Source organism: Microcystis sp. (genome assembly GCF_048564745.1).
Classification (GTDB): domain Bacteria; phylum Cyanobacteriota; class Cyanobacteriia; order Cyanobacteriales; family Microcystaceae; genus Microcystis; species Microcystis ichthyoblabe_A.
The window spans coordinates 1-19,769 of record NZ_JBLZRT010000006.1 but is presented as its reverse complement, the minus strand read 5'-3'; the positions used below and the strand labels follow the sequence as shown (position 1 = coordinate 19,769).

Sequence of the window (19,769 nt, the reverse complement as noted above, 5' to 3'; positions counted from 1 at the left end):
ATAGATTGGAATAACTCAATGTACGCAAACCTATGGATGGCAGCTTAATCCTGTTCAATATTCTCAATCCGCCGGTTTTGTTCTTTTTCTTAGGAATGCTGGCAGTATTTTTTAAATCCGACCTAGAGATTCCCCAACCACTGCCTAAACTCTTTTCTCTCTATCTGTTGATGGCGATTGGTTTCAAGGGAGGTTATGAACTAGCGGAAAGTGGCATCAATAACCAAATCGCTTTAACTTTGATTGCCTCTGTGGTTATGGCTTGTATCGTTCCCATTTACACTTTCTTTATCCTGAAAATTAAACTCGATACTGCCAATGCAGCGGCGATCGCAGCTGCCTATGGTTCCATTAGTGCCGTTACTTTCATCACCGCCAGTTCTTTTTTAGAAAAACTGCATATTTCCTATGGCGGTCACATGGTAGCGGCCTTAGCTTTAATGGAATCGCCGGCAATTGTAGTGGGTTTAATCCTGGTGCGAGTCTTTAAAGAGAAAAATGGCGAAGAAGAGGCGTTTTCTTGGTCAAAGGTTCTACATGAAGCCTTTTTAAATGGCTCGGTATTTCTCTTAGTCGGTAGTGTTATTATTGGTATGCTCACGGGGGAAAAAGGTTGGGAAAAATTAGAACCTTTCACTCAAGAGATTTTTTATGGTGCGTTAACTTTCTTTCTCCTGGATATGGGATTAGTGGCGGCGAAAAGAATCCGAGAATTAGGCAAAACTGGTTCTTTTCTCATCGGTTTCTCGGTGTTCATTCCCGTTATCAATGCTATGGTGGGGATTCTCATCGCAAAGGTTCTCGGATTTGAACAGGGCAATGCTTTATTATTCGCTGTTTTGTGTGCCAGTGCCTCTTATATTGCTGTTCCTGCGGCCATGAGAATGACTGTTCCTGAAGCTAATCCTAGTTTATACGTTTCTATGGCCTTGGCTTTAACTTTTCCCTTCAATATCATCATCGGTATTCCTCTGTACCTAGAGATGATCAAAATCATTGGCTGCGGAGTCTAAAAGTCCCGGCGGTTTTTAAATAATTCCTGTCCAAATTTTTCTCTTTCACTTGTCCCTTTTTTACTTAACTACCATGCTTGAATCCCCGCATCCTTCCCTACAAACTGTCAAAAAAGTGGAGATAATTGTTAGTCATGCTTTTCTGGAAGAAACCTTAAGCGTTCTTGATGTTGTCGGAGTTTCTGGTTATACCGTCTTTGGCAGTACTTCGGGAAAAGGCGATCGAGGTTTATCCTGTGATGACTTGGATTGTGATTATAGTAGTAGCTACATTATGACGGTTTGTAATAGTGACGAACAGCTTGGTCGTCTGATCGATAAAATCCAGCCTTTTTTAAAAAAAGCCGGCGGAATTTTTCTGGTAACTACGGCCCAATGGCTAACTCATTAGACCTCAGTCAGGAGAAAGATATTTTCTAGTTTAGAATTTATCTGTATCTGGTCTGGGACCAACAGCACCGGCGGGATTAACAAAAAGATTGCCCCCGGCTTCATTTTGGAAGATACAATCGATTTTCGGTTTGCCTTCCAAGGGTCCGGTATAACCAAAGGTATTCATCCGGTTTTTACAACTTTGTACCTGCTGTCCATCGACTAATTTTTGTTGTTCTAAAATTGACCAGTTATTGCGTCGCAAAACGCAACCGGGTTGCATGACTGGTTGGGTAACAAAAACATTAAAGGGGTTAAGAGTGACATAAACCCGCAAATCGGTGACAATGGCACTGGCCCCAAATTGCACGCATAATTCCGCATTGGGGGCGCTGCGATCAATTACTTCCCGGGAAGCGACGTTTTCGGGGCTAAAATTAGCGGTAGAACTGAATACCAGACCGAGACCCACTCCTAGTACAAAAATACCACCAATCAGGGCGATCATGGCATAGTTCAATTTTGCCAATAGGCCTCCGGGGGACGAAGCGCGGGAGTCATCGCCATAGGAGCGGTCATAATCACGATCACGCGATCGGGGAGGAGTATAACGAGGTCTTCTATTCATAGAAATTGCTGATGTGGCTGCTATGGCGGTCAGTCGTTAGCTATTAGCTTATCATTGTTCTATCCTAGCAACCCAGGGGATAACCGACAGGATAGGTTTAGTATAGGGCTATATAGTTTTTTTTGGGTTAGTATGCTATGGTGGATCACTAAACAGAGTAAGTCAGCCTAATCCAAGTTTCTATGCTAGATATTAGCTAGACAAATTCGGAGCGGAGGAACCACATTTGGGGGCGTATTTCTAGATTTTTTAGCCTAGAAAAGGATATCTCTCTATCCTAGCCCGTCAGCTAACTTCGTCGGCGTGGGGGGGAAGACTGAAGCATCACTACATTCCTAGTAATGTCTTGATCGGTTCAGTTATGTCGCTGGTACTACTTGATAGTCATAACTCAAAGGAGACATTGTTTATGGGGATTCTCATGTCAGCTTACCGATCACAACAATTTTAAGATTTTCTGTAGATAACCATATTTTCTATGGGTTTGCTGTACATTTTTCGAGCAAACTTTTAGTCCTATTGAGAAACCGAGAGTAAAAACAGGATCAAAAATGCTGGAATCTTTACCAATGTGGATTGCTGCGATGACTTTTATTGCAGTCATTGTGGTTATTATGTTCGAGTGGCTTCATATTACCGTAGCGGCTTTACTAGGAGCTTTAATCTTAGTTTTTACCCATATCATGACTCTCCAGGAGGCGGTGGGTTATATCAGTCGTAGTTATGCCACTCTCGCCCTATTTTTTGGGGTGATGGTGTTAGTGAGAGCCTTTGAACCAACGAAAATTTTTGATTATTTAGCAGCACAAATGGTGCTTTTAGCCAAGGGACAGGGCAAATTATTACTAATAGGGATTGTCGCCATTACTACCCCAATCTGTGCGGTATTGCCCAACGCTACCACGGTGATGTTATTAGCCCCGCTGATTCCGCCCTTAGCTCAAGATATAGGCGTGGATTTTGTGCCGCTCTTAATCCTGATGGTTTTCGTGGCCAACAGTTCCGGGTTATTAACTATTGTTGGTGATCCCGCTACTTATATCGTCGGTGATTCTATTAATATCACCTTCATGGAATACCTACAACGGTTGAGTTTAGGTGGTGCCTTGGCAGTGATTACCATTCTGGTTATGTTACCTTGGTTATTCCCCAAAATCTGGCGGACAAAATTCGAGCATTTAGAAGACTTACCCCATCCGAAGATTAATCATCCTCGCGTCTTGGCGGTGGGGGGAATTATCGTCTTTTTGGTCTTATTTTTATTCGTCGTTGGTGAATCTTTTCCCGTACCCATTTCTCCGGCGGCCGTTGCTTTGATGGGGGCCACTTTAGCCCTACTTTTAGCCCAGCAATCGAAAATCGATACGGTGCATAATATTCTCCGGGATGTGGACTGGAGTACCCTATTATTTTTTATGTCAATTTTTGTCCTAATTGGTGGCTTAGAAAAAACTGGGGTGGTTAATAGTGTATCGGGACTTCTGGCGATAATTTTAGGACAAAATATCTTTTTAGGTTCTCTAGTCTTGCTGTTTTTTGTCGGTTTTATTTCCAGTGTCGTTCCGAATATTCCCCTAGTGGTGGCCATGGTTCCACTACTGAAACAGTACCTTGTTAATGTTAATTTAGTCGGGACGGAGGTTCTTTCTCCCGATTATGCTGGTTCTTTTCCCCCGTCCGTTTTACCGCTTTTCTATGCGATGATGTATGGAGCTACCCTAGGGGGTAATGGTACTTTAGTGGGGGCTTCTTCTAATATTGTCGCCGCCGGCATCGCCGAACAACACGGGGGCAAAATTACTTTTCATACCTTTCTGCGCTACGGTTTACCGGTGATGTTTACTCAGTTAGTCGTCTCGGCAATGTATATGTTAGTTTTCTTTGTCTAGTCTATCTCTGGGGGGCATTAATGTTAAGTTCGCCTAAGATTGACAAAAACGTTAACATTGATTAACATTCCCCTATCGTGCTAGATAATCTGGATTGATCGGCGATCGTGAACAAAAAAATCTCTGTTTTAGCACCAGATTTATCCGGTGGTGGTGGCACAAGAGTCTATAAAGTCTTAATGTTCCCGGGTACAGCTAGACCCCACAAAGGTTTAGAAGATGTCTTAATCGCTTTAGATCAAATTGCTGATCCTGATTTTAAATTGGTGGTGGTGGGAGGTCGCCAAATCGGGGATGGTTATCTGGATAGTTTGCTAGAAAAAGGTCAACCTTGGTTAATTCATTTACCTGCTCAACCGATCAAGCGAATGACAGAAGTTATCGCCGCTGCCCATGCTATTATCGTTGCTCAGAGGGATGAAGCCACGGCTAAGGCCCAATTTCCGATTAAACTCACCGATGCTATGGCGATGGCTAAACCGATTATTTCCACTAAAGTGGCAGATATTCCCGAAATTTTAGCTGATATTGGCTATTTAGTCAAACCTAGATCACCAGAGCAACTAGCTGCTATGATTAGCGAAGTTTTTAATCATCTCGACTCGGCCAATGCACGAGGATTAAAAGCGAGAGAGCGCTGTATTGCCTCCTATAGTACCACCGCCAGGGCGACAACTATCTCTCGCCTAATTATTCCTTTGGAAGGAAAATATTAGATTGTAGCGAGTAGGATAATTGACCGTTCACTGTTTACTTTATTACTTAGAGCGATGAATCCTAATCAAATCCTCCTTAAATATACGCTTAAACACTGGATATTAGTGGTTTCCAGCATTGTTATCGGGTTTGCCAGTACCATATTTAATGGGGTAGGAACTGTTTTAGTTATCCCTTTGCTAATTTCTTTTATTAATCCCGAAAATGATCTCTTAAAAAATGCCCCCCAAATTATCAAAAAGCTGCTCTCAGTTTTTGAGATTTTCTCGGTCGATACTCGTTTTTTCTGGATGTTTGCGGCGATATTATTAATTTTAATTCTCAAGCACATTACCAGTTTTGTCAGTAATTGGCTAGGCACTTACTTGTCTTTGATTATGGCCAAAGATATGCGAATTGATTCAGTTATTCTGCTGCTAGAAGTGGATATAGATTATTATGTAAAAAGTAAAATAGGAGATATTTTTAATCGTTTCATGTCCGAGATTAATCGGGCTGTAGCATCAATAAGAAATTACATAAACCTGATTAAGGTTATCGCCACAGCTTTTATGTACTTGGCTATTTTATTATCAATTTCTTGGCAATTAACTATTCTTTCTAGTGTTTTGGGTGGCTTTTTAGGTCTGCTTAATCAATACTTTGTCAAGAGATCGAAAAAGTTTGGAGAGATTATCACCGTAACGGCTAAACAGCAAACTAATAAACTGTTGGAACTATTAACGGGAATTCGTCTAATTAAAGCAGTAGGAAATGAAAGATACGAATTAGAATCTATTGTGGAAGATATAGAAGCCCGGGAGAAAGCGGGTTTAGATGCCCAGACTAATAATGCTGTAATCGCTCCGCTCAATGAGATCGGTGGGGTAATTATTATTGCTTTAATTATTATTGCTGGTCGTTATCTTTTTAATGAACAAATCCAAGCCTTGGCGACAATTTTATTAACCTATCTCTATGTGCTTTTCCGGGCCTTGCCGATAGTTAGTCAAATTAACAGCGCTAGGGGTAGTCTATTGGGTGATGTTTCCGCAGTGGAGGTGGTAGCAGATTTTCTCATTCGAGAGAATAAACCATTTATGAGCAATGGCTCTATTCCCTATCAAAGATTAGAGACGGGTATTCATTTTGATAACGTCCAATTTTCCTATCCTGGCCATCAAGAATTAGTTCTCAAGGGCATAGATCTTTGGATTCCAAAAGGAAAAATGATCGCTCTTGTTGGTGCTTCGGGGGCGGGAAAATCGACAATTGCTGATTTATTACCACGCTTTTATGATCCTACAGCTGGGAGAATTCTTTTTGATGGTCAAGATTTAAGGGATTATGAGATCAAATCTTTGAGAAAAGCGATGGGAATAGTCAGTCAAGACACTTTTCTCTTTAATAATTCTCTCCGTTTTAATATTGCCTACGGATTAAACGATGTTAGTGATGCAGAAATTTTAGCAGCGACAAAAAGGGCGAATGCCTACGAGTTTATCTGCAAACTGCCGGAAGGACTGGATACGGAAATTGGCGATCGGGGAGTGAGACTTTCGGGAGGACAAAAACAAAGATTAGCGATCGCTCGTGCCTTACTGCGAGATCCAGATCTTCTCATTCTTGATGAAGCTACCAGTGCTTTGGATACAATTTCTGAGCGTTTAGTACAGGAAGCGATCGATGAACTCTGTCGCGAGCGGACTACGCTTGTGATCGCTCACCGTCTTTCCACTGTTCAAAAAGCCTATCAAATTGTGGTGCTGGACAAGGGAAAAGTGGCAGAAATCGGCAATCATGAGGAATTATTAGCTCAAGGTGGTCATTATGCCCGTTTACACGCTCTGCAATTTAGTGATAGCAAAGAGGCCGACTCTAAGAATAGGGAAGATGAGCAAAAAAGAAAAGCTTATTTATCCTACGAAGCGAGAAGCAGTCTTAATAGTCTTTTAGGTTCTTTGCGTCTAGTATCTGAGGATTTAATCGAAGATTCTCAGGAGAAACAGGAAATTTTAGAAGAATCCTGTAGTTCAGCTATGCGACTTCTCCACATTATCGAAGACTACGAGTATTCCTCGACTCGATAGATCTCCTGCAAAAATCAAAAATTGTCGTAGTTAGTGAGGAGTCAGGAGACAGGAGATAGGAGACAGGAGGAGAAAAAACAGAAGAGACAACTATCCTAAGGCATAAAATCTAAGATTATGTCAAATTTATCTGAGTTTTTAGATATCAAGAGGTCTCTGGAAAAAAACTCTTAATTTATACTAAAATAGTTAGTACAGATAGGCATCTTCCCAGACGGTGAAAAGGAATTATTTACCCTTGAAAACCACAGTTAAAGTCAGCACACAAACCCAATTACCCCTACATCTAGTTATCACCCATCCCCAGTATCGTTTTGTCGATTTATTCGCGGGAATCGGTGGGTTTAGAATCGCTTTGGAGAAATTGGGAGGACGTTGTTTAGGCTATTCAGAAATTGATAAACAGGCCATCCAAGTTTATCAACAGAATTTTATTAGCTATCTCAACAGCGATGAAATTGCTTTCGGAGATGTGAGTAAAATCAGCAATTTACCCGATAATCTTGATCTTATTGTCGGCGGCGTTCCCTGTCAACCTTGGTCGGTAGCGGGATGTTTACGGGGATTTGAAGATCCCCGGGGAAAACTCTGGTTTGATGTGATTAAATTAGTCCAGAAAAGTCAACCCAAAAGCTTTATTTTCGAGAATGTCAGTGGTTTGGCTAGTCCTCGCAATCGGGAGAATTTACAATTAATTATCGATGAATTAACCAGCTGTGGTTATCAAGTTTACTGGCAGTTATTAAATGCCTACGATTTTGGTTTACCCCAGAATCGCGAGAGAGTTTTTATCGTAGGAATTAGAAAAAATATAGATAACTATGAGCGGTTTAAATTTCCCTTACCTTTGGGTATCCATCCGAAGGTTTTAGATATTTTAGAAGACATCAAAAATATTCAACCCGTCGAGAAAGTTAAGTTATCAGCAGATACTTTATTTAATGGTTTTGTGCCTCCATCGAGAACTCGTTTTCAAAAAGAAGATGAATTAAATGACTTCTTTATTTTTTCTGATTTAAGAAATGGCCACACAACTATTCATTCTTGGGATATTATCAAAACTACGGAACGACAACAAAGTATCTGTTTAGCTTTGCTGAAATTAAGACGCAGTAAAAAGTATGGCGAAAAAGATGGTCATCCCGTGGCTTTTTCTACTTTTTTGGAAATTATACCCGACCTAAAAATTGAGGAACTAAATCAGTTAGTTTCTCTCGGTATTTGTTGGCAAACGCAGGAGGGTAAGTATGAATTCATTAACTCGAAAAACATGACGGGAATTAACGGCATTTATCGGATTATTTTACCGACGGCCGATATTATTCCTACCCTAACCGCTACGGGTGCTAAAGATTATATTGCTACTATTTCAATTACCGCTACTCATCCCCAAGAATACAAACAATTGTTTTTAAAGAAAATCTATAAACCCAAAAAGTTTCGAGAAATTACTCCCCAAGATGCGCGTAAATTACAAGGATTCCCCGATAATTTTATCTATCATCCACAGCCGGCTATCGCTAAAAAACAATTCGGAAACGCTGTTCCTATCACTGTAGTGGAAGCAGTGGCTAGAAATTTACTAGAAATAATTCGGACTGATTATTAGACTGCGGGATACTGACTCATATTAAAATATTTAAAGGCTTAAAAATCAAATCTTCTTTGGGAATGGGTTGATGATCAGCTATCAAACTTTCGAGGTACAATTCCATAGCTTCTGTAATATTGACAATCGTTTCTTCAAAAGTGTCTCCTTGAGAATGACAACCTTGAAGCACAGGACAAAAAGCGTGATAACCACCGTCTGATTCTTTTTCTAGAATAACGGTGTAGTTATAAATTTGTTTGGTATTATCACTCATAACACTATCAGTTGTGGATTGTAAATTATCCTAGCATAGACTTTTTTTAATGACTTTTCCCGGAGCGATCGATTTTTTGAGCGGATTAACTCCCCAGCTAAACTAGAATAGAAAGATAGGAAAGCGATCGAAATTAGAATGACGACCGAAATTGAAAAAGAACTAGAAACCGGCGAAGCTGTCTTGGAAAAACGGCGAAATTTTGCCATTATCTCCCACCCTGACGCGGGAAAGACCACCCTGACCGAAAAACTGTTACTATACGGGGGTGCAATCCATCAAGCGGGTGCAGTCAAAGCAAGACGCGACCAACGCAAAGCCACCTCCGACTGGATGGAAATGGAAAAACAACGGGGAATTTCGATTACTTCCACGGTTTTACAGTTCGATTATCGTGATTTTCAGATTAATCTCCTCGATACTCCCGGCCACCAAGATTTTAGCGAAGATACCTATCGTACCCTAGCCGCTGCCGATAATGCGGTGATGTTAATCGACGCGGCCAAAGGTTTGGAACCCCAAACGAGAAAACTCTTTGAAGTGTGCAAACTGCGGCAGTTACCCATCTTTACCTTTGTTAACAAAATGGATCGCCCCGGCCGCGAACCTCTGGATTTATTGGACGAAATCGAGCGAGAATTAGGATTACAGACCTATCCCGTCAATTGGCCGATCGGAATTGGCGATCGCTTTCGGGGAGTTTTTGATCGAGCCACCCAGACCATACACCTGTTTGAACGTCGCTCCCACGGCTCTCAGGAGGCGCAGGAAACCGTGATCGAGCTTGGCGACCCCAAAATTGAGGATTATCTCGAAAAAGACCTGTATTACCAGTTAAAAGAGGATATAGAACTGCTCTCGGAATTGGGTGCGGAATTGGATTTGCCAGCAGTCCACGCAGGAGAAATGACCCCGATCTTTTTTGGTAGCGCCATGACCAATTTTGGGGTGAAATTATTCCTAGAATCCTTCCTCGACTATGGATTGCCACCCAGAGGACGCAATTCCTCCCTCGGTGTCCTTGATCCCACCTATCCCGATTTCACCGGTTTTGTCTTCAAACTGCAAGCAAACATGGATCCCAAACATCGGGACCGGGTAGCCTTTGTGCGGGTATGTACGGGGAAATTCGAGAAGGATATGGTAGTAAACCACGCTAGAACAGGTAAAACTATCCGTTTATCCCGTCCTCAGAAACTTTTTGCTCAAGATCGCGCAGTTATTGAAGAAGCTTATCCCGGAGATGTGATCGGATTGAATAACCCCGGGGTCTTTGCGATCGGTGATACGATTTATATGGGTAAAAAGCTCGAATACGAAGGTATTCCCTGTTTTTCCCCGGAATTATTCGCCTATCTCAGAAATCCTAACCCTTCCAAGTTCAAACAGTTTCAAAAAGGAGTCTCGGAATTACAGGAAGAAGGGGCCGTACAGATATTATCCTCGATCGATGAATTTAAACGCGACCCGATTTTAGCCGCCGTCGGTCAATTACAGTTTGAAGTGGTGCAATTCCGTCTTTTAAGCGAGTACGGAGTCGAAACTACCCTCGAACCCCTAGCCTATAGTTTAGCCCGTTGGGTCGCCGGGGGTTGGGCTGCTTTAGAAAAAGCAGGTAAACTCTTTAATACTTTAACCGTCAAAGATTATTGGGGCCGTCCCGTCTTATTATTCAAAAATGAGTGGAATTTACAGCAAGTCAAAGAAGATCATCCCTCTTTGCAATTAAACTCGATCGCACCGGTAGGATCGGGAGTAGAACCGCAATCCTAACCATTAATCCCCCAAGACAATTACCGAACTGGTCAGGATAAGATAGCGACCCCCAGACAACTACTCTAAAGTGGAAGTGGTCAGAAAGTCTCGATCTTTCCTAACACTCGGATGTCTCAAAGCACTATCGTTGACGAGTCCCTCACCATTAGAAAAAGTCCTCCTGTCAATTCCCGAATTAATCCCTGTTTAATTCGCTTTTGTTATTTTCTGGGAAATTATCTGGTTTTACCGGCTTTTTTCGGCAAAATAACGGTGACAGGCCGGGAAAATATTCCCCTAACGGGGGGGGTCATCCTTGCACCTACCCATCGTTCCCGTTGGGATGCGCTGATTTTACCCTACGCGGTGGGACGTTTAGTTAGTGGACGGGATTTGCGCTTTATGGTTTCCGCTAACGAGATGAAAGGGGTACAAGGTTGGTTTATCCGACGTTTGGGGGGTTTTCCCGTCAACACCGATCACCCCGGTATGGGTAGTCTGGTGCATAGTGTCGAACTTTTAGCTGCGGGGGAAATGGTGGCGATTTTTCCGGAAGGGGGTATCTCTCGTGATCGAGTGGTTCATCCCCTGAAACCGGGGGTAGCGCGGATCGCGTTGGAAGTTAAGACTATGAAACCCGATGCAGATATCAAGATTTTGCCGGTAAGCATTAGTTATAATCAGCCTTACCCCGGATGGGGAAGCGAAGCGACAGTAAACATCGGTCAAGGGATTAATGTGCTTGATTATCAACAAAATTCGCTAAAACGGGAAACTGTCCGCTTAACCAAAACCTTGAGCGATCGCTTAAAACTTCTCCACGAGGATCAATCACCTTAATCAGCTGTTGACTATCTACCGCACAAGTGGGATTTCAGGGACGGATTAAAATGATTGTTTTAACTATTTTTAAGTAAAAAAGTAGCTTTTCTAGTTTAAATAAATAATATCTTGTTTTTTTCTGCTTCTAGCTCCTGAATACTGCCTCGGAAACCCATCAGATCAGGGAAGATGTCCGATTACAGCAGAGGGTCTAATGATAGAATGGGCATCAGCGAAAGTAGTTTGTGAGCGAAGTGATCCGATGCAGTTCCAAATCCAGCCCGACAGTGAAATACCCGCCTCTAAGCAATTATTTGACCAAATTCGCTTCGCTATCGCCTCTCGTCAGTATCCACCGGGCCATCGTTTACCTAGCACCCGTCAACTAGCTATGATCACGGGATTACACCGTAATACGATAAGTAAAATTTATCAACAACTGGAAGACGATGGGTTAGTAGAATCGATAGCAGGTTCGGGGATTTATGTCAAGGCTCGCGGGCATGAAAACGATAATTTATCGGGTTCACCCCTATTGGAACAAAATCCAGAAATAGGCCGACTAATTCGCCAGAGTTTGGCTGGTTTTCTCGCTCAAGGTTTAACTTTAGAGCAAATTCGCGAGTTATTACTGGCGGAAATCGATTGGCGATCGCAGTGTAGTTCTCAAGTTCTTGTCACCATTCCCCGTCACGATTTGGGTGCAGGGGAACTAATGTTGAGAGAATTAGAGCAATCCCTCAAAATTCCCGTCCAATTAGTGGCAATGGAGGATTTAGCCCAAGTTTTAGCCAATACTAAATCTGCCACTGTTGTCACCAGTCGCTATTTTATCAGTGTGGCGGAGGAAATTGCTGCTCCTTTTCAGCTGCGAGTCATTCCCATCGATATCTACGATTACAGCAAGGAATTGGCATTAATCAAAAAATTACCCACCGATAGCCGTTTGGGGATTGTCAGTATTAGCACCGGTATTATTAAGGTGGCCGAAATTTTAATTCATAGTTTACGGGGCGATGATTTATTAGTTATGTCTGCCCAAATTCATGAAACGGATAAGTTAAGAGTTTTAGCTCGAACTTCCCAGACAATTATCAGTGATCAAGCGAGTTATACTTTAATTAAAAATCTGATTAAGGAAGTGCGATCGGATTTAATTCGTCTGCCAGAAATTATCTGTAGTGATAATTATATTGGGGATAAATCAATTCAATTGCTCAGACGAGAATTAGGATTAGGTGGTTAGATGATAAGCTAGGACACATTTTAACCTCTGAATCTCCCCCTTGCAAGAGTGCCTTATCTCAACAAGCAATTTAAATGCGCGGGCAGCTTAACTTTAAAATTTATTTTAGTCTATGGTTACTATTGACAATGACCTAGGGCAAATCGAGAATAAAAGCGAAAAAAACTTTTAAGAAGTATTAACTTTTTTAGTACAATGGGGCAAGAATAGGGATAAGCTCAATTTTTCACTCTCGGACGAGGTTAGATGAAAAGTGCTGAATGTTTAACGGTATCCCCCGGTGAACCGCTTACCGATTGGCAAAAACTGGGATTAGATTTGGTGGCTCGTTGGCAGGGACGAGATGTTATCCTAGCGATCGATCTTACCGGTAGTGTTAACTTTAATGATGAAGGACGCACGCGCCTCGGTCAAATTATTCGCGATAGTTTAAAAAATAACGATTCCGTTTATCTTGAATGTCGGGGTGAAGACCCTCGCTTTTAGCGACGGGATGAAACCCCGACCAGTATAAAACAGCACTTCGACAAGCTCAGTGACACGAAGCACGACATTTCGACACATTTCGACAGGCTCAATGTAAAGGCTCAATGTAAAAGCTCAATGTTCACTAAAATCTTGACAATTTGTGCTATACAGGTTAACATAAAATAAGTTGTTTGAGGTCGATAAACAATGATTGTCTTAGAAATGAAAGCCGTGGTCAAACCAAGTCAATGTTCTGCCATTGATGAAGCTATTCGTACAGTACAATTCATCCGTAATAAGGCTTTAAGGCTTTGGATGGATGCCAAGAGAGAAGACACAATCGATAAATATTCTCTCAATAAATATTGTGCAGTTCTCGCCAAACAGTTCAAGTTTGTCGATACTCTAAATTCTACGGCCAGACAAGCATCGGCCGAACGAGCTTGGTCAGCTATTGCCCGTTTCTATGATAATTGTAAGAAAAAGGTTAAAGGAAAAAAAGGTTATCCTAAATTCCAGAAAAATAATCGTTCTGTGGAATATAAAAACTCCGGATGGAAACTATCGGAGGATAGAAAGAAAATAACTTTCACAGACAAGAAAAACATTGGGACGGTTAAACTAAAAGGAACTAGAGACCTAAACTTTTATCCTATAGACCAAATTAAACGAGTTAGAATTGTTAAACGAGCGGATGGTTACTATGTCCAATTCTGTCTAAGCGTTGATATTCGGGAATACGCAAAACCCCTAGAACCAACAAAAAGATGTGTGGGATTGGATGTAGGTTTAAAAGTTTTCTACGCTAATAGTGATGGGGAAACGGTAGAAATACCGCAATACTATCGCAAGGCAGAAAAAACAAAAAAACCACACAAACCCAACAAGACAAAAAACAAAACAAAACCACAACCACACACAAACAACAACCAAAAACCAACAAACACAAAACCAACAAACCAAAAAACACAAACCACCCAACCAAAAGCCAATCACCAAAAAGACCCATTGCGCTAAAATAAAACTAACCATTTCATCGCAAACCAAAACTTAAATATTCAAACCATGGTAAAAAACTCTAAACTTGCTAAATCTATTAATGATGTGGCTTGGTCTATTTTTCGACAATGGTTAGAATATTTTGGTTTTAAATATGGTAAGGCTACGGTAGCAGTAGCCCCCCATAACACGAGTCAAAATTGTTCTAATTGTGGTCAAAAAGTCCCTAAATCTCTATCTACGAGAACCCATACTTGTCCCCATTGTGGTTATGTAGAAGATAGAGACATTAACGCCGCTATCAACATTCTCAAAAAGGGACTAAGTACGGTGGGACACACCGAAACTAATACGCTTGGGGAGAGATTCCCTCTGGTTTGGCTGGATACGTCCTGCCAGATTAAGGAAACTCAGTGAACCAAGAATCCCTCGCTTTTAGCGATGGGAGTGTCAAAAAAAATAATATCTCCTGCAAGAATCAAAAATCTTCAGTAGCAGACAAAAGATAAGAGATAAGGGACTTGCGTAGGAATAATATCCCAGCCAGAAAATCGCTCTGTAGAAGAACCAGACCAGCCAGATGGCACATTATCAAAGCGCAAGTCCCTAACACCTCGAAGGCTCTCCCCCTACTTAGGGTGATCAGCAAACCTGATCGATCGGAGGGCGCAAGCATTGCGCCCCTACAGTAACGGATTTTGTCCACAATGTAGGGGCGAACTGCGTTCGCCCAAAAGGTACATTATCAAAGCGCAAGTCCCTAACTATCCTATTCATAAAACCTAAAATTATGTCGAATTTATCCGGGGTTTTAGATATTTTCACCCGATAGCGGCTCGATAACTTACTTTTGCAGGAGATCACTGATCCTCTTGCCCTATTTTGGTAAAATCAACTATAATGGGGAGAAGTTAATTTTTGCCAAGCTTGAGCAGAGTTAAACTAATCCCTCAGTGAGCAAGCAATTGAATTCTATGCTTAAAATTGCCCTTTTTGGAACCAGTGCCGATCCTCCTACTGCCGGTCATCAAGCCATACTAAAATGGTTATCGGAACAGTACGATATTGTTGCGGTTTGGGCCGCCGATAATCCCTTTAAAAATCATCAAACCAGTCTCGAACATCGTCTGAGGATGTTAAATTTGCTCATCCGGGATATTCAACCCCCAAAGGATAATATACAACTGCGACGAGAATTAAGCGATCGACGTAGCTTAATTAGTGTGGAAAAAGCGCAAACAATTTGGGGAGAACAGGAGGAATATACCCTAGTCATTGGTTCCGATTTAGCCGGACAAATTAAGCACTGGTATCGTAGCCAAGAATTACTAGAAAAAGTCAAAATTCTCGTGATTCCTCGTCCAGGCTATCCTATTAACCAAGATGATATTGAACAACTGCAAACATTAGGGGGTGATTGTCTGATTGCCGATGTATTTGCTCCGGCTGTATCCTCAACAGATTATCGAGAAAAAGGCGATAAACAGGCTGTTCCTGCACCGATTAAAGATTATATCGAAGGTGAAAAACTTTACGCATGAAACCGCAAAATACCCTAGATAATAAATCTCTAGCTGATTTTAAGGTGGGAGTTGATAACGTGATCTTTTCCGTTGATACCCAATTAAATCGGCTGCTGGTGCTTCTGATTAAACGACGGGAAGAACCTTTTAGTAATTACTGGAGTTTACCCGGGACTTTAGTTAGAAATGGGGAATCACTGGAAACGGCAGCCTATCGAATTTTAGCCGAGAAAATTAGTGTCAATAATCTCTATCTAGAACAGTTATATACTTTTGGCAGTCCAGAGGGAGATTCCCCAGCAGCGGCCGAGAGTTTTAGGAAACGTTATCTATCGGTGAGTTACTTCGCTTTAGTGCGGTTTGAAGAAGCAAAGTTAATCACTGAACGGGATTATAATATCACTTGGTATATGATTGATAAAGTGCCAGATTTAGCCTTTAATCACGGTCAAATTTTGGAATATGGCTGGCGAAGATTACGCAATAAAGTAGAATATAGTCCCGTCGCTTTTGAGGTTTTACCAGAATTATTTACTTTAAATGATCTTTATCAATTTTATGAGACAATTTTAGGTAAAAATTTTAGTGATTATTCTAACTTTAGAAATCGGCTATTGAAATTAGGATTTCTCAAGGATATGGGTTTAAAAGTTTCTCGTGGTGCCGGTCGTCCTGCTAGTTTATATCGCTTTGATGAAAAAGCTTTTGCTCCCTTTAAAGAGCAACCGTTAGTTTTTGTTTAAATAGGAAAAAATATGAGAATTGCTATCGCTCAATTAAATCCCATTGTTGGAGATATCGAAGGAAATGCCCAAAGAATTTTAGAGGCTGCTCAAACGGCATTTAATCAGGGAGCGGAATTACTTTTAACCCCGGAATTATCCCTCTGTGGTTATCCCCCCAGAGACTTGTTATTAAATCTGGGTTTTGTGGAGAAAATGTCTCGACAATTGCAATTATTGTCCCAACAATTACCAGAAAAGTTAGCCGTCTTAGTCGGTTTTGTCGAAAAAAATCCCTCGGCAACGGTCAGGGGAGAAAAGCCGCTATTTAATAGCATAGCTTTGTTGAAAAGTCAAGAAATTAAACAAATTTTTACTAAACGTTTATTGCCTACCTACGATGTTTTTGATGAGGATCGTTACTTTGCTTCTGGGAAAGAAAGTCAATATTTTCAACTAACAGAAAATAATGTAAAAATCGGTGTAACTATCTGTGAAGATGTTTGGAATGATGAACAATTTTGGGGTCAGCGTCAATACGCGGTTAATCCCATCGCCGATTTAGCTAATTTGGGAGTGGATTTAATCGTTAATCTTTCCGCTTCTCCCTACAGTGTCGGTAAGCAAAAATTGCGAGAATCTTTATTATCCCATAGTGCCACTAGATATAATTTACCTATAGTTTATGTCAATCAAGTGGGAGGTAATGATGATTTAATTTTTGATGGTGACAGCGTGGCTTTTAACCGACAAGGAGAAGTGATTTATCGCGCTCAGACATTTACTTCTAGCCTAGAATTGATCGAGTTTAATCAGGATTTGTTACCCGCAGTTATTCATCCTTTACCTGTCAATGAAGATGAGGAAATTTATCGAGCCTTAGTCTTAGGAGTGCGAGATTATGTGCAGAAATGCGGTTTTAAACGGGTAATTTTCGGCTTGAGTGGTGGCATTGATTCCAGTTTAGTTGCCGCTATTGCCAGCGACGCATTAGGTAAAGAAAATGTTCTCGCTGTGATGATGCCTTCTCCCTATAGTTCCGACCATTCCATTAGCGATGCAGTGGCTTTAGTTAATAATTTAGGTATCAAAAGTGAGAAGTTAGCAATTCAAGAAATTATGACCGCTTATGATCAACTTTTAGAGGGTCTTTTCGCTGGGACTGATTTCGGTATTGCCGAAGAAAATCTTCAGTCACGCATTCGCGGTAATTTATTAATGGCTCTCTCTAATAAATTCGGGCATTTACTATTATCCACTGGCAATAAATCAGAAATGGCGGTGGGATATTGCACCCTTTACGGTGATATGAATGGTGGTTTAGCAGTGATTGCTGATGTGCCGAAAACCAGGGTTTATTCCCTCTGTCGCTGGTTAAATCGGCACGGGGAAATTATTCCCCTCAATGTGATTAATAAAGCTCCTAGTGCTGAATTAAAACCCAATCAGAAGGATCAAGATTCTTTACCTCCCTACGAGATTTTAGATGCTATTTTAGCACTATTAATCGATCGCCATCAATCCGCCGAACAAATTATCGCCGCCGGTTTTGAGCCAGAAATTGTGCAGAAAGTAATTAAATTAGTTAAAAATGCCGAATTTAAGCGCAAACAAGCTCCCCCGGTCCTAAAAATTAGCGATCGCGCTTTTGGCACTGGTTGGCGAATGCCCATCGCTAGTCGCTGGGGTTAGGGGGGTTTTTCAGTTATCAGTTATCAGTATTAAATAGCAGTTTTCTACGGGTGTATCTCGTTTTTGTAAATCTACGAAGTTGGGATTTTTAAGGGGAAACTCTCTTTTAAAATTGGGCGTTACTTTCGATCTTATCACTCAATCCAAGCTTTTGGGGGGTAGAACCCCCCAAACCCCCCGTTGGGGGCGTGGCGCGGTCACTGAGCGTGTCGAAGTGCCGCCCCCAAACCCCCCGCGCATTAGTTTTTCGGTGGGATGCTTACACGCGATTGTTCATATTTTTGTACTAATTTAAGAGTCACTGATAATTGCTGATTGTCGGTATTTCTGCAAATGTGAGATGCACCCGTTTGCCACTGTCTTTTCACTGATTACTGTTTACTGTTTACTGATTACTGTTCACTGAAAGGGGTATTCGTGAGAGAGGAAGGGTAAAGGGATTAATTCTCCTGTTGCCTCGCCGATTTGTACTTTTAAACCCTCTCCTCCCGCTTTTGTTTTCACATAACCCAAGCCAAAATCCTCCAGCACACTGGTGAGTAAACCGACTTTTTGCGCTTCTAAAATAATTGGGGTATTGCTGGGGACGGGTTGGCTGAGTTTTATACCCCAAAGTCTTTGTTTTACGCCTTTATAGGTGTTGAGACGGGCGATAGTTTCTTGACCAATATAACAACCCTTATCAAAGACAATCGCTCGCCATAAACCGGCCTCTAAAGGGTTATAATCTTCGGTTAATTCTCGATCGACTGCCGGTCGGCCCTGATGGATTCTCAGGTATTCCCACACCTGCTCATCGGCGGGAGTAACGCCATTTTTTATTAAATTTTCCCAGAGGGGACCGGCTTCGGCGGCGGCAACGATTAAAGTATATCCGGGTAGGTCTAAGCCGGTGCCGACGGCCACTCTCAGGGGGGGTTCGGAAAGGAGATAATGACTATGCTGCACCCCCGTTAAAATATGCTCTGGAATGGCGATTTTTTGCAGGTATTGCCCGCTTTCAGTACCGATTAGGGTGACAATGCCAAAATTATCGGTTAAGTCGCTAATTTCCACCTTATCGAAGGGGAAAATATAGCGATCGATCAATTCCAGTAAAAATTGACGACGTTGGGGAGAAACGACGATGAGGAGGGAATCATCGCCGGCGTAAACTGTGACAAAATCGAGGGTACGACCGGTAGAGTTAAGGAAAATTGTCTCACAACCCTGACCCGGTTTCAGGCGATCAATCGCATTACTGGTTTGATTGTGGAGAAAACGCAGTCGATCCTGGCCTTTTAATTCTAATAAACCCCAATCGGAGCGATCGATTAAAATTGTTTGGGATGCTAAACTTTGGGGATCATTGCTGTAATTTTTCAGAAAATTAGCGGCATACTGTGCCTTGATCGTTTCTAAATCTGCTTTCATGGAGGTAAATTAGCGAATAATTGCTTAATAATGCGCTCGGTTTTCGTTTCCAAACTCTGCCAATCTAGTTCACCGGTGGGGTCGAGGAGACTGGTATCGATGGTGACGCTCTCTCCTTCATCGGTGGGATAATCGAGAAAACAGACTTGAAAACAAAGTTCCCAAATATTTACAGTAACGGAGCGATCGAGATAAGTCAAACAGAGCAGATAACTGGGATAGGGATCTTGAATTTCTGTATAAGTTCCTTTCCAGAGGGAATTTTCTAACTGTTTACGCAGATTATCCAGCACCCGAATAAATGCCGGCTGCATTAATAATTGTGCCTGTTCCCAAGCGGTAATATCTTTAAATTTTGGATTCATCTTATCAGTTATCAGTTATCAGTTATCAGATTTGAGTATTAAGTGGGTATATCCCCCCTGCCCCCCTTGATAAGCTATCCATTAGTCACATCTTTCTTAACATAAAATTTGACAAAAAGAGAAAAGTGTGCAAGATGGCTCAAGGAGGTTCTATGGGGGAACTAATTTGATGAGATAGTTTCCAAGTCTGGCTGATATCATGTAACCTTCG

The 19,769-nt window shown here is 41.6% G+C and carries 16 protein-coding genes, 3 pseudogenes and 1 riboswitch; of the genes and pseudogenes, 15 read left to right on the top strand and 4 right to left on the bottom strand.

Annotated elements, in window-relative coordinates; translation table 11 throughout:
* Nucleotides 1–32 precede the first annotated feature (32 nt).
* Both ACOCD9_RS00710 and ACOCD9_RS00705 read left to right on the top strand, forming a co-directional pair.
* The gene (locus tag ACOCD9_RS00710) at nucleotides 33–1,013 is read left to right on the top strand and encodes a sodium-dependent bicarbonate transport family permease (RefSeq protein WP_287700286.1); all 981 of its coding nucleotides are present in this window, start codon (nucleotides 33–35) and stop codon (nucleotides 1,011–1,013) included.
* A 73-nt stretch (nucleotides 1,014–1,086) separates the two neighbouring features.
* Entirely contained in the window at nucleotides 1,087–1,404 is a 318-nt protein-coding gene (locus tag ACOCD9_RS00705) for a P-II family nitrogen regulator (RefSeq protein ID WP_287744721.1), read from the top strand.
* 30 nt (nucleotides 1,405–1,434) lie between these two features.
* Here ACOCD9_RS00705 and ACOCD9_RS00700 read toward each other — a convergent pair whose 3' ends face one another.
* A complete protein-coding gene (locus tag ACOCD9_RS00700) occupies nucleotides 1,435–2,013 on the bottom strand; it encodes a DUF3172 domain-containing protein (protein ID WP_002733879.1) in 579 nt (192 codons plus the stop codon).
* A gap of 154 nt (nucleotides 2,014–2,167) precedes the next feature.
* Nucleotides 2,168–2,332: riboswitch (cyclic di-AMP (ydaO/yuaA leader) on the top strand.
* A 232-nt stretch (nucleotides 2,333–2,564) separates the two neighbouring features.
* On the opposite strand from ACOCD9_RS00700, the gene ACOCD9_RS00695 reads away from it, so the two are divergent.
* The 4 genes from ACOCD9_RS00695 (at nucleotide 2,565) to ACOCD9_RS00680 (ending at nucleotide 8,297) form a co-directional block, all read left to right on the top strand.
* Nucleotides 2,565–3,902 carry an ArsB/NhaD family transporter gene (locus ACOCD9_RS00695; RefSeq protein WP_287700285.1) on the top strand — a complete coding sequence of 446 codons (1,338 nt, stop codon included), beginning with the start codon at nucleotides 2,565–2,567 and terminating at the stop codon, nucleotides 3,900–3,902.
* 107 nt (nucleotides 3,903–4,009) lie between these two features.
* Nucleotides 4,010–4,618 (top strand): glycosyltransferase, encoded by a 609-nt coding sequence (locus ACOCD9_RS00690; RefSeq protein ID WP_287700283.1) that lies wholly within the window; start codon nucleotides 4,010–4,012, stop codon nucleotides 4,616–4,618.
* 54 nt (nucleotides 4,619–4,672) lie between these two features.
* Nucleotides 4,673–6,688 (top strand): ABC transporter ATP-binding protein, encoded by a 2,016-nt coding sequence (locus ACOCD9_RS00685; protein WP_287700281.1) that lies wholly within the window; start codon nucleotides 4,673–4,675, stop codon nucleotides 6,686–6,688.
* A 238-nt stretch (nucleotides 6,689–6,926) separates the two neighbouring features.
* Nucleotides 6,927–8,297, top strand: coding sequence for a DNA cytosine methyltransferase (locus tag ACOCD9_RS00680; RefSeq protein ID WP_287700279.1), 1,371 nt, complete (start codon nucleotides 6,927–6,929; stop codon nucleotides 8,295–8,297).
* Nucleotides 8,298–8,313: 16 nt separating this feature from the next.
* On the opposite strand, the gene ACOCD9_RS00675 is transcribed toward ACOCD9_RS00680, so the two are convergent.
* Complete coding sequence (locus ACOCD9_RS00675) at nucleotides 8,314–8,553, bottom strand: type II toxin-antitoxin system HicB family antitoxin (RefSeq protein WP_287700277.1); 240 nt, start codon at nucleotides 8,551–8,553, stop codon at nucleotides 8,314–8,316.
* A gap of 138 nt (nucleotides 8,554–8,691) precedes the next feature.
* Here ACOCD9_RS00675 and prfC point away from each other — a divergent pair, with 138 nt between their 5' ends.
* The 9 genes and pseudogenes from prfC (at nucleotide 8,692) to ACOCD9_RS00630 (ending at nucleotide 17,780) form a co-directional block, all read left to right on the top strand.
* Nucleotides 8,692–10,326, top strand: a complete 1,635-nt coding sequence (gene prfC, locus ACOCD9_RS00670; protein ID WP_271931761.1) for a peptide chain release factor 3 — start codon at nucleotides 8,692–8,694, stop codon at nucleotides 10,324–10,326.
* Nucleotides 10,327–10,437: 111 nt separating this feature from the next.
* Nucleotides 10,438–11,148 carry a lysophospholipid acyltransferase family protein gene (locus ACOCD9_RS00665; RefSeq protein ID WP_287700273.1) on the top strand — a complete coding sequence of 237 codons (711 nt, stop codon included), beginning with the start codon at nucleotides 10,438–10,440 and terminating at the stop codon, nucleotides 11,146–11,148.
* A gap of 196 nt (nucleotides 11,149–11,344) precedes the next feature.
* A complete protein-coding gene (locus ACOCD9_RS00660) occupies nucleotides 11,345–12,376 on the top strand; it encodes a GntR family transcriptional regulator (RefSeq protein ID WP_287700271.1) in 1,032 nt (343 codons plus the stop codon).
* Between the two features lie 246 nt (nucleotides 12,377–12,622).
* A pseudogene (locus ACOCD9_RS00655) lies at nucleotides 12,623–12,832 on the top strand (VWA domain-containing protein); the annotation flags it as partial.
* 219 nt (nucleotides 12,833–13,051) lie between these two features.
* Nucleotides 13,052–13,781: pseudogene (locus ACOCD9_RS00650) on the top strand (RNA-guided endonuclease InsQ/TnpB family protein); the annotation flags it as partial.
* A 62-nt stretch (nucleotides 13,782–13,843) separates the two neighbouring features.
* Nucleotides 13,844–14,260: pseudogene (locus ACOCD9_RS00645) on the top strand (RNA-guided endonuclease InsQ/TnpB family protein); the annotation flags it as partial.
* A gap of 557 nt (nucleotides 14,261–14,817) precedes the next feature.
* Entirely contained in the window at nucleotides 14,818–15,384 is a 567-nt protein-coding gene (locus ACOCD9_RS00640) for a nicotinate-nucleotide adenylyltransferase (protein ID WP_419546147.1), read from the top strand.
* Entirely contained in the window at nucleotides 15,381–16,109 is a 729-nt protein-coding gene (locus ACOCD9_RS00635) for an NUDIX hydrolase (RefSeq protein WP_419546146.1), read from the top strand. The genes ACOCD9_RS00640 and ACOCD9_RS00635 overlap by 4 nt, the downstream gene beginning before the upstream one ends.
* Before the next feature lie 12 nt (nucleotides 16,110–16,121).
* Entirely contained in the window at nucleotides 16,122–17,780 is a 1,659-nt protein-coding gene (locus ACOCD9_RS00630; protein ID WP_419546145.1) for an NAD+ synthase, read from the top strand.
* Nucleotides 17,781–18,179: 399 nt separating this feature from the next.
* On the opposite strand, the gene ACOCD9_RS00625 is transcribed toward ACOCD9_RS00630, so the two are convergent.
* Both ACOCD9_RS00625 and ACOCD9_RS00620 read right to left on the bottom strand, forming a co-directional pair.
* Nucleotides 18,180–19,193: a YgfZ/GcvT domain-containing protein gene (locus ACOCD9_RS00625; RefSeq protein WP_419546144.1), complete on the bottom strand. Its 1,014-nt coding sequence runs from the start codon at nucleotides 19,191–19,193 to the stop codon at nucleotides 18,180–18,182.
* Nucleotides 19,190–19,558 carry a hypothetical protein gene (locus ACOCD9_RS00620; protein ID WP_002802888.1) on the bottom strand — a complete coding sequence of 123 codons (369 nt, stop codon included), beginning with the start codon at nucleotides 19,556–19,558 and terminating at the stop codon, nucleotides 19,190–19,192. Before ACOCD9_RS00620 ends, ACOCD9_RS00625 begins: the two co-directional genes overlap by 4 nt.
* Nucleotides 19,559–19,769 lie beyond the last annotated feature (211 nt).

Bases quoted from the DNA above. Each gene is read 5' to 3' on its own strand.
- ACOCD9_RS00635 (WP_419546146.1), top strand. From the start codon at position 15,381: ATGAAACCGCAAAATACCCTAGATAATAAATCTCTAGCTGATTTTAAG.
- ACOCD9_RS00675 (WP_287700277.1), bottom strand. From the start codon at position 8,553: ATGAGTGATAATACCAAACAAATTTATAACTACACCGTTATTCTAGAA.
- ACOCD9_RS00625 (WP_419546144.1), bottom strand. From the start codon at position 19,193: ATGAAAGCAGATTTAGAAACGATCAAGGCACAGTATGCCGCTAATTTT.
- ACOCD9_RS00660 (WP_287700271.1), top strand. From the start codon at position 11,345: ATGATAGAATGGGCATCAGCGAAAGTAGTTTGTGAGCGAAGTGATCCG.
- ACOCD9_RS00620 (WP_002802888.1), bottom strand. From the start codon at position 19,558: ATGAATCCAAAATTTAAAGATATTACCGCTTGGGAACAGGCACAATTA.
- ACOCD9_RS00710 (WP_287700286.1), top strand. From the start codon at position 33: ATGGATGGCAGCTTAATCCTGTTCAATATTCTCAATCCGCCGGTTTTG.
- prfC (WP_271931761.1), top strand. From the start codon at position 8,692: ATGACGACCGAAATTGAAAAAGAACTAGAAACCGGCGAAGCTGTCTTG.
- ACOCD9_RS00630 (WP_419546145.1), top strand. From the start codon at position 16,122: ATGAGAATTGCTATCGCTCAATTAAATCCCATTGTTGGAGATATCGAA.
- ACOCD9_RS00665 (WP_287700273.1), top strand. From the start codon at position 10,438: ATGTCTCAAAGCACTATCGTTGACGAGTCCCTCACCATTAGAAAAAGT.
- ACOCD9_RS00705 (WP_287744721.1), top strand. From the start codon at position 1,087: ATGCTTGAATCCCCGCATCCTTCCCTACAAACTGTCAAAAAAGTGGAG.
- ACOCD9_RS00640 (WP_419546147.1), top strand. From the start codon at position 14,818: ATGCTTAAAATTGCCCTTTTTGGAACCAGTGCCGATCCTCCTACTGCC.
- ACOCD9_RS00695 (WP_287700285.1), top strand. From the start codon at position 2,565: ATGCTGGAATCTTTACCAATGTGGATTGCTGCGATGACTTTTATTGCA.
- ACOCD9_RS00685 (WP_287700281.1), top strand. From the start codon at position 4,673: ATGAATCCTAATCAAATCCTCCTTAAATATACGCTTAAACACTGGATA.
- ACOCD9_RS00700 (WP_002733879.1), bottom strand. From the start codon at position 2,013: ATGAATAGAAGACCTCGTTATACTCCTCCCCGATCGCGTGATCGTGAT.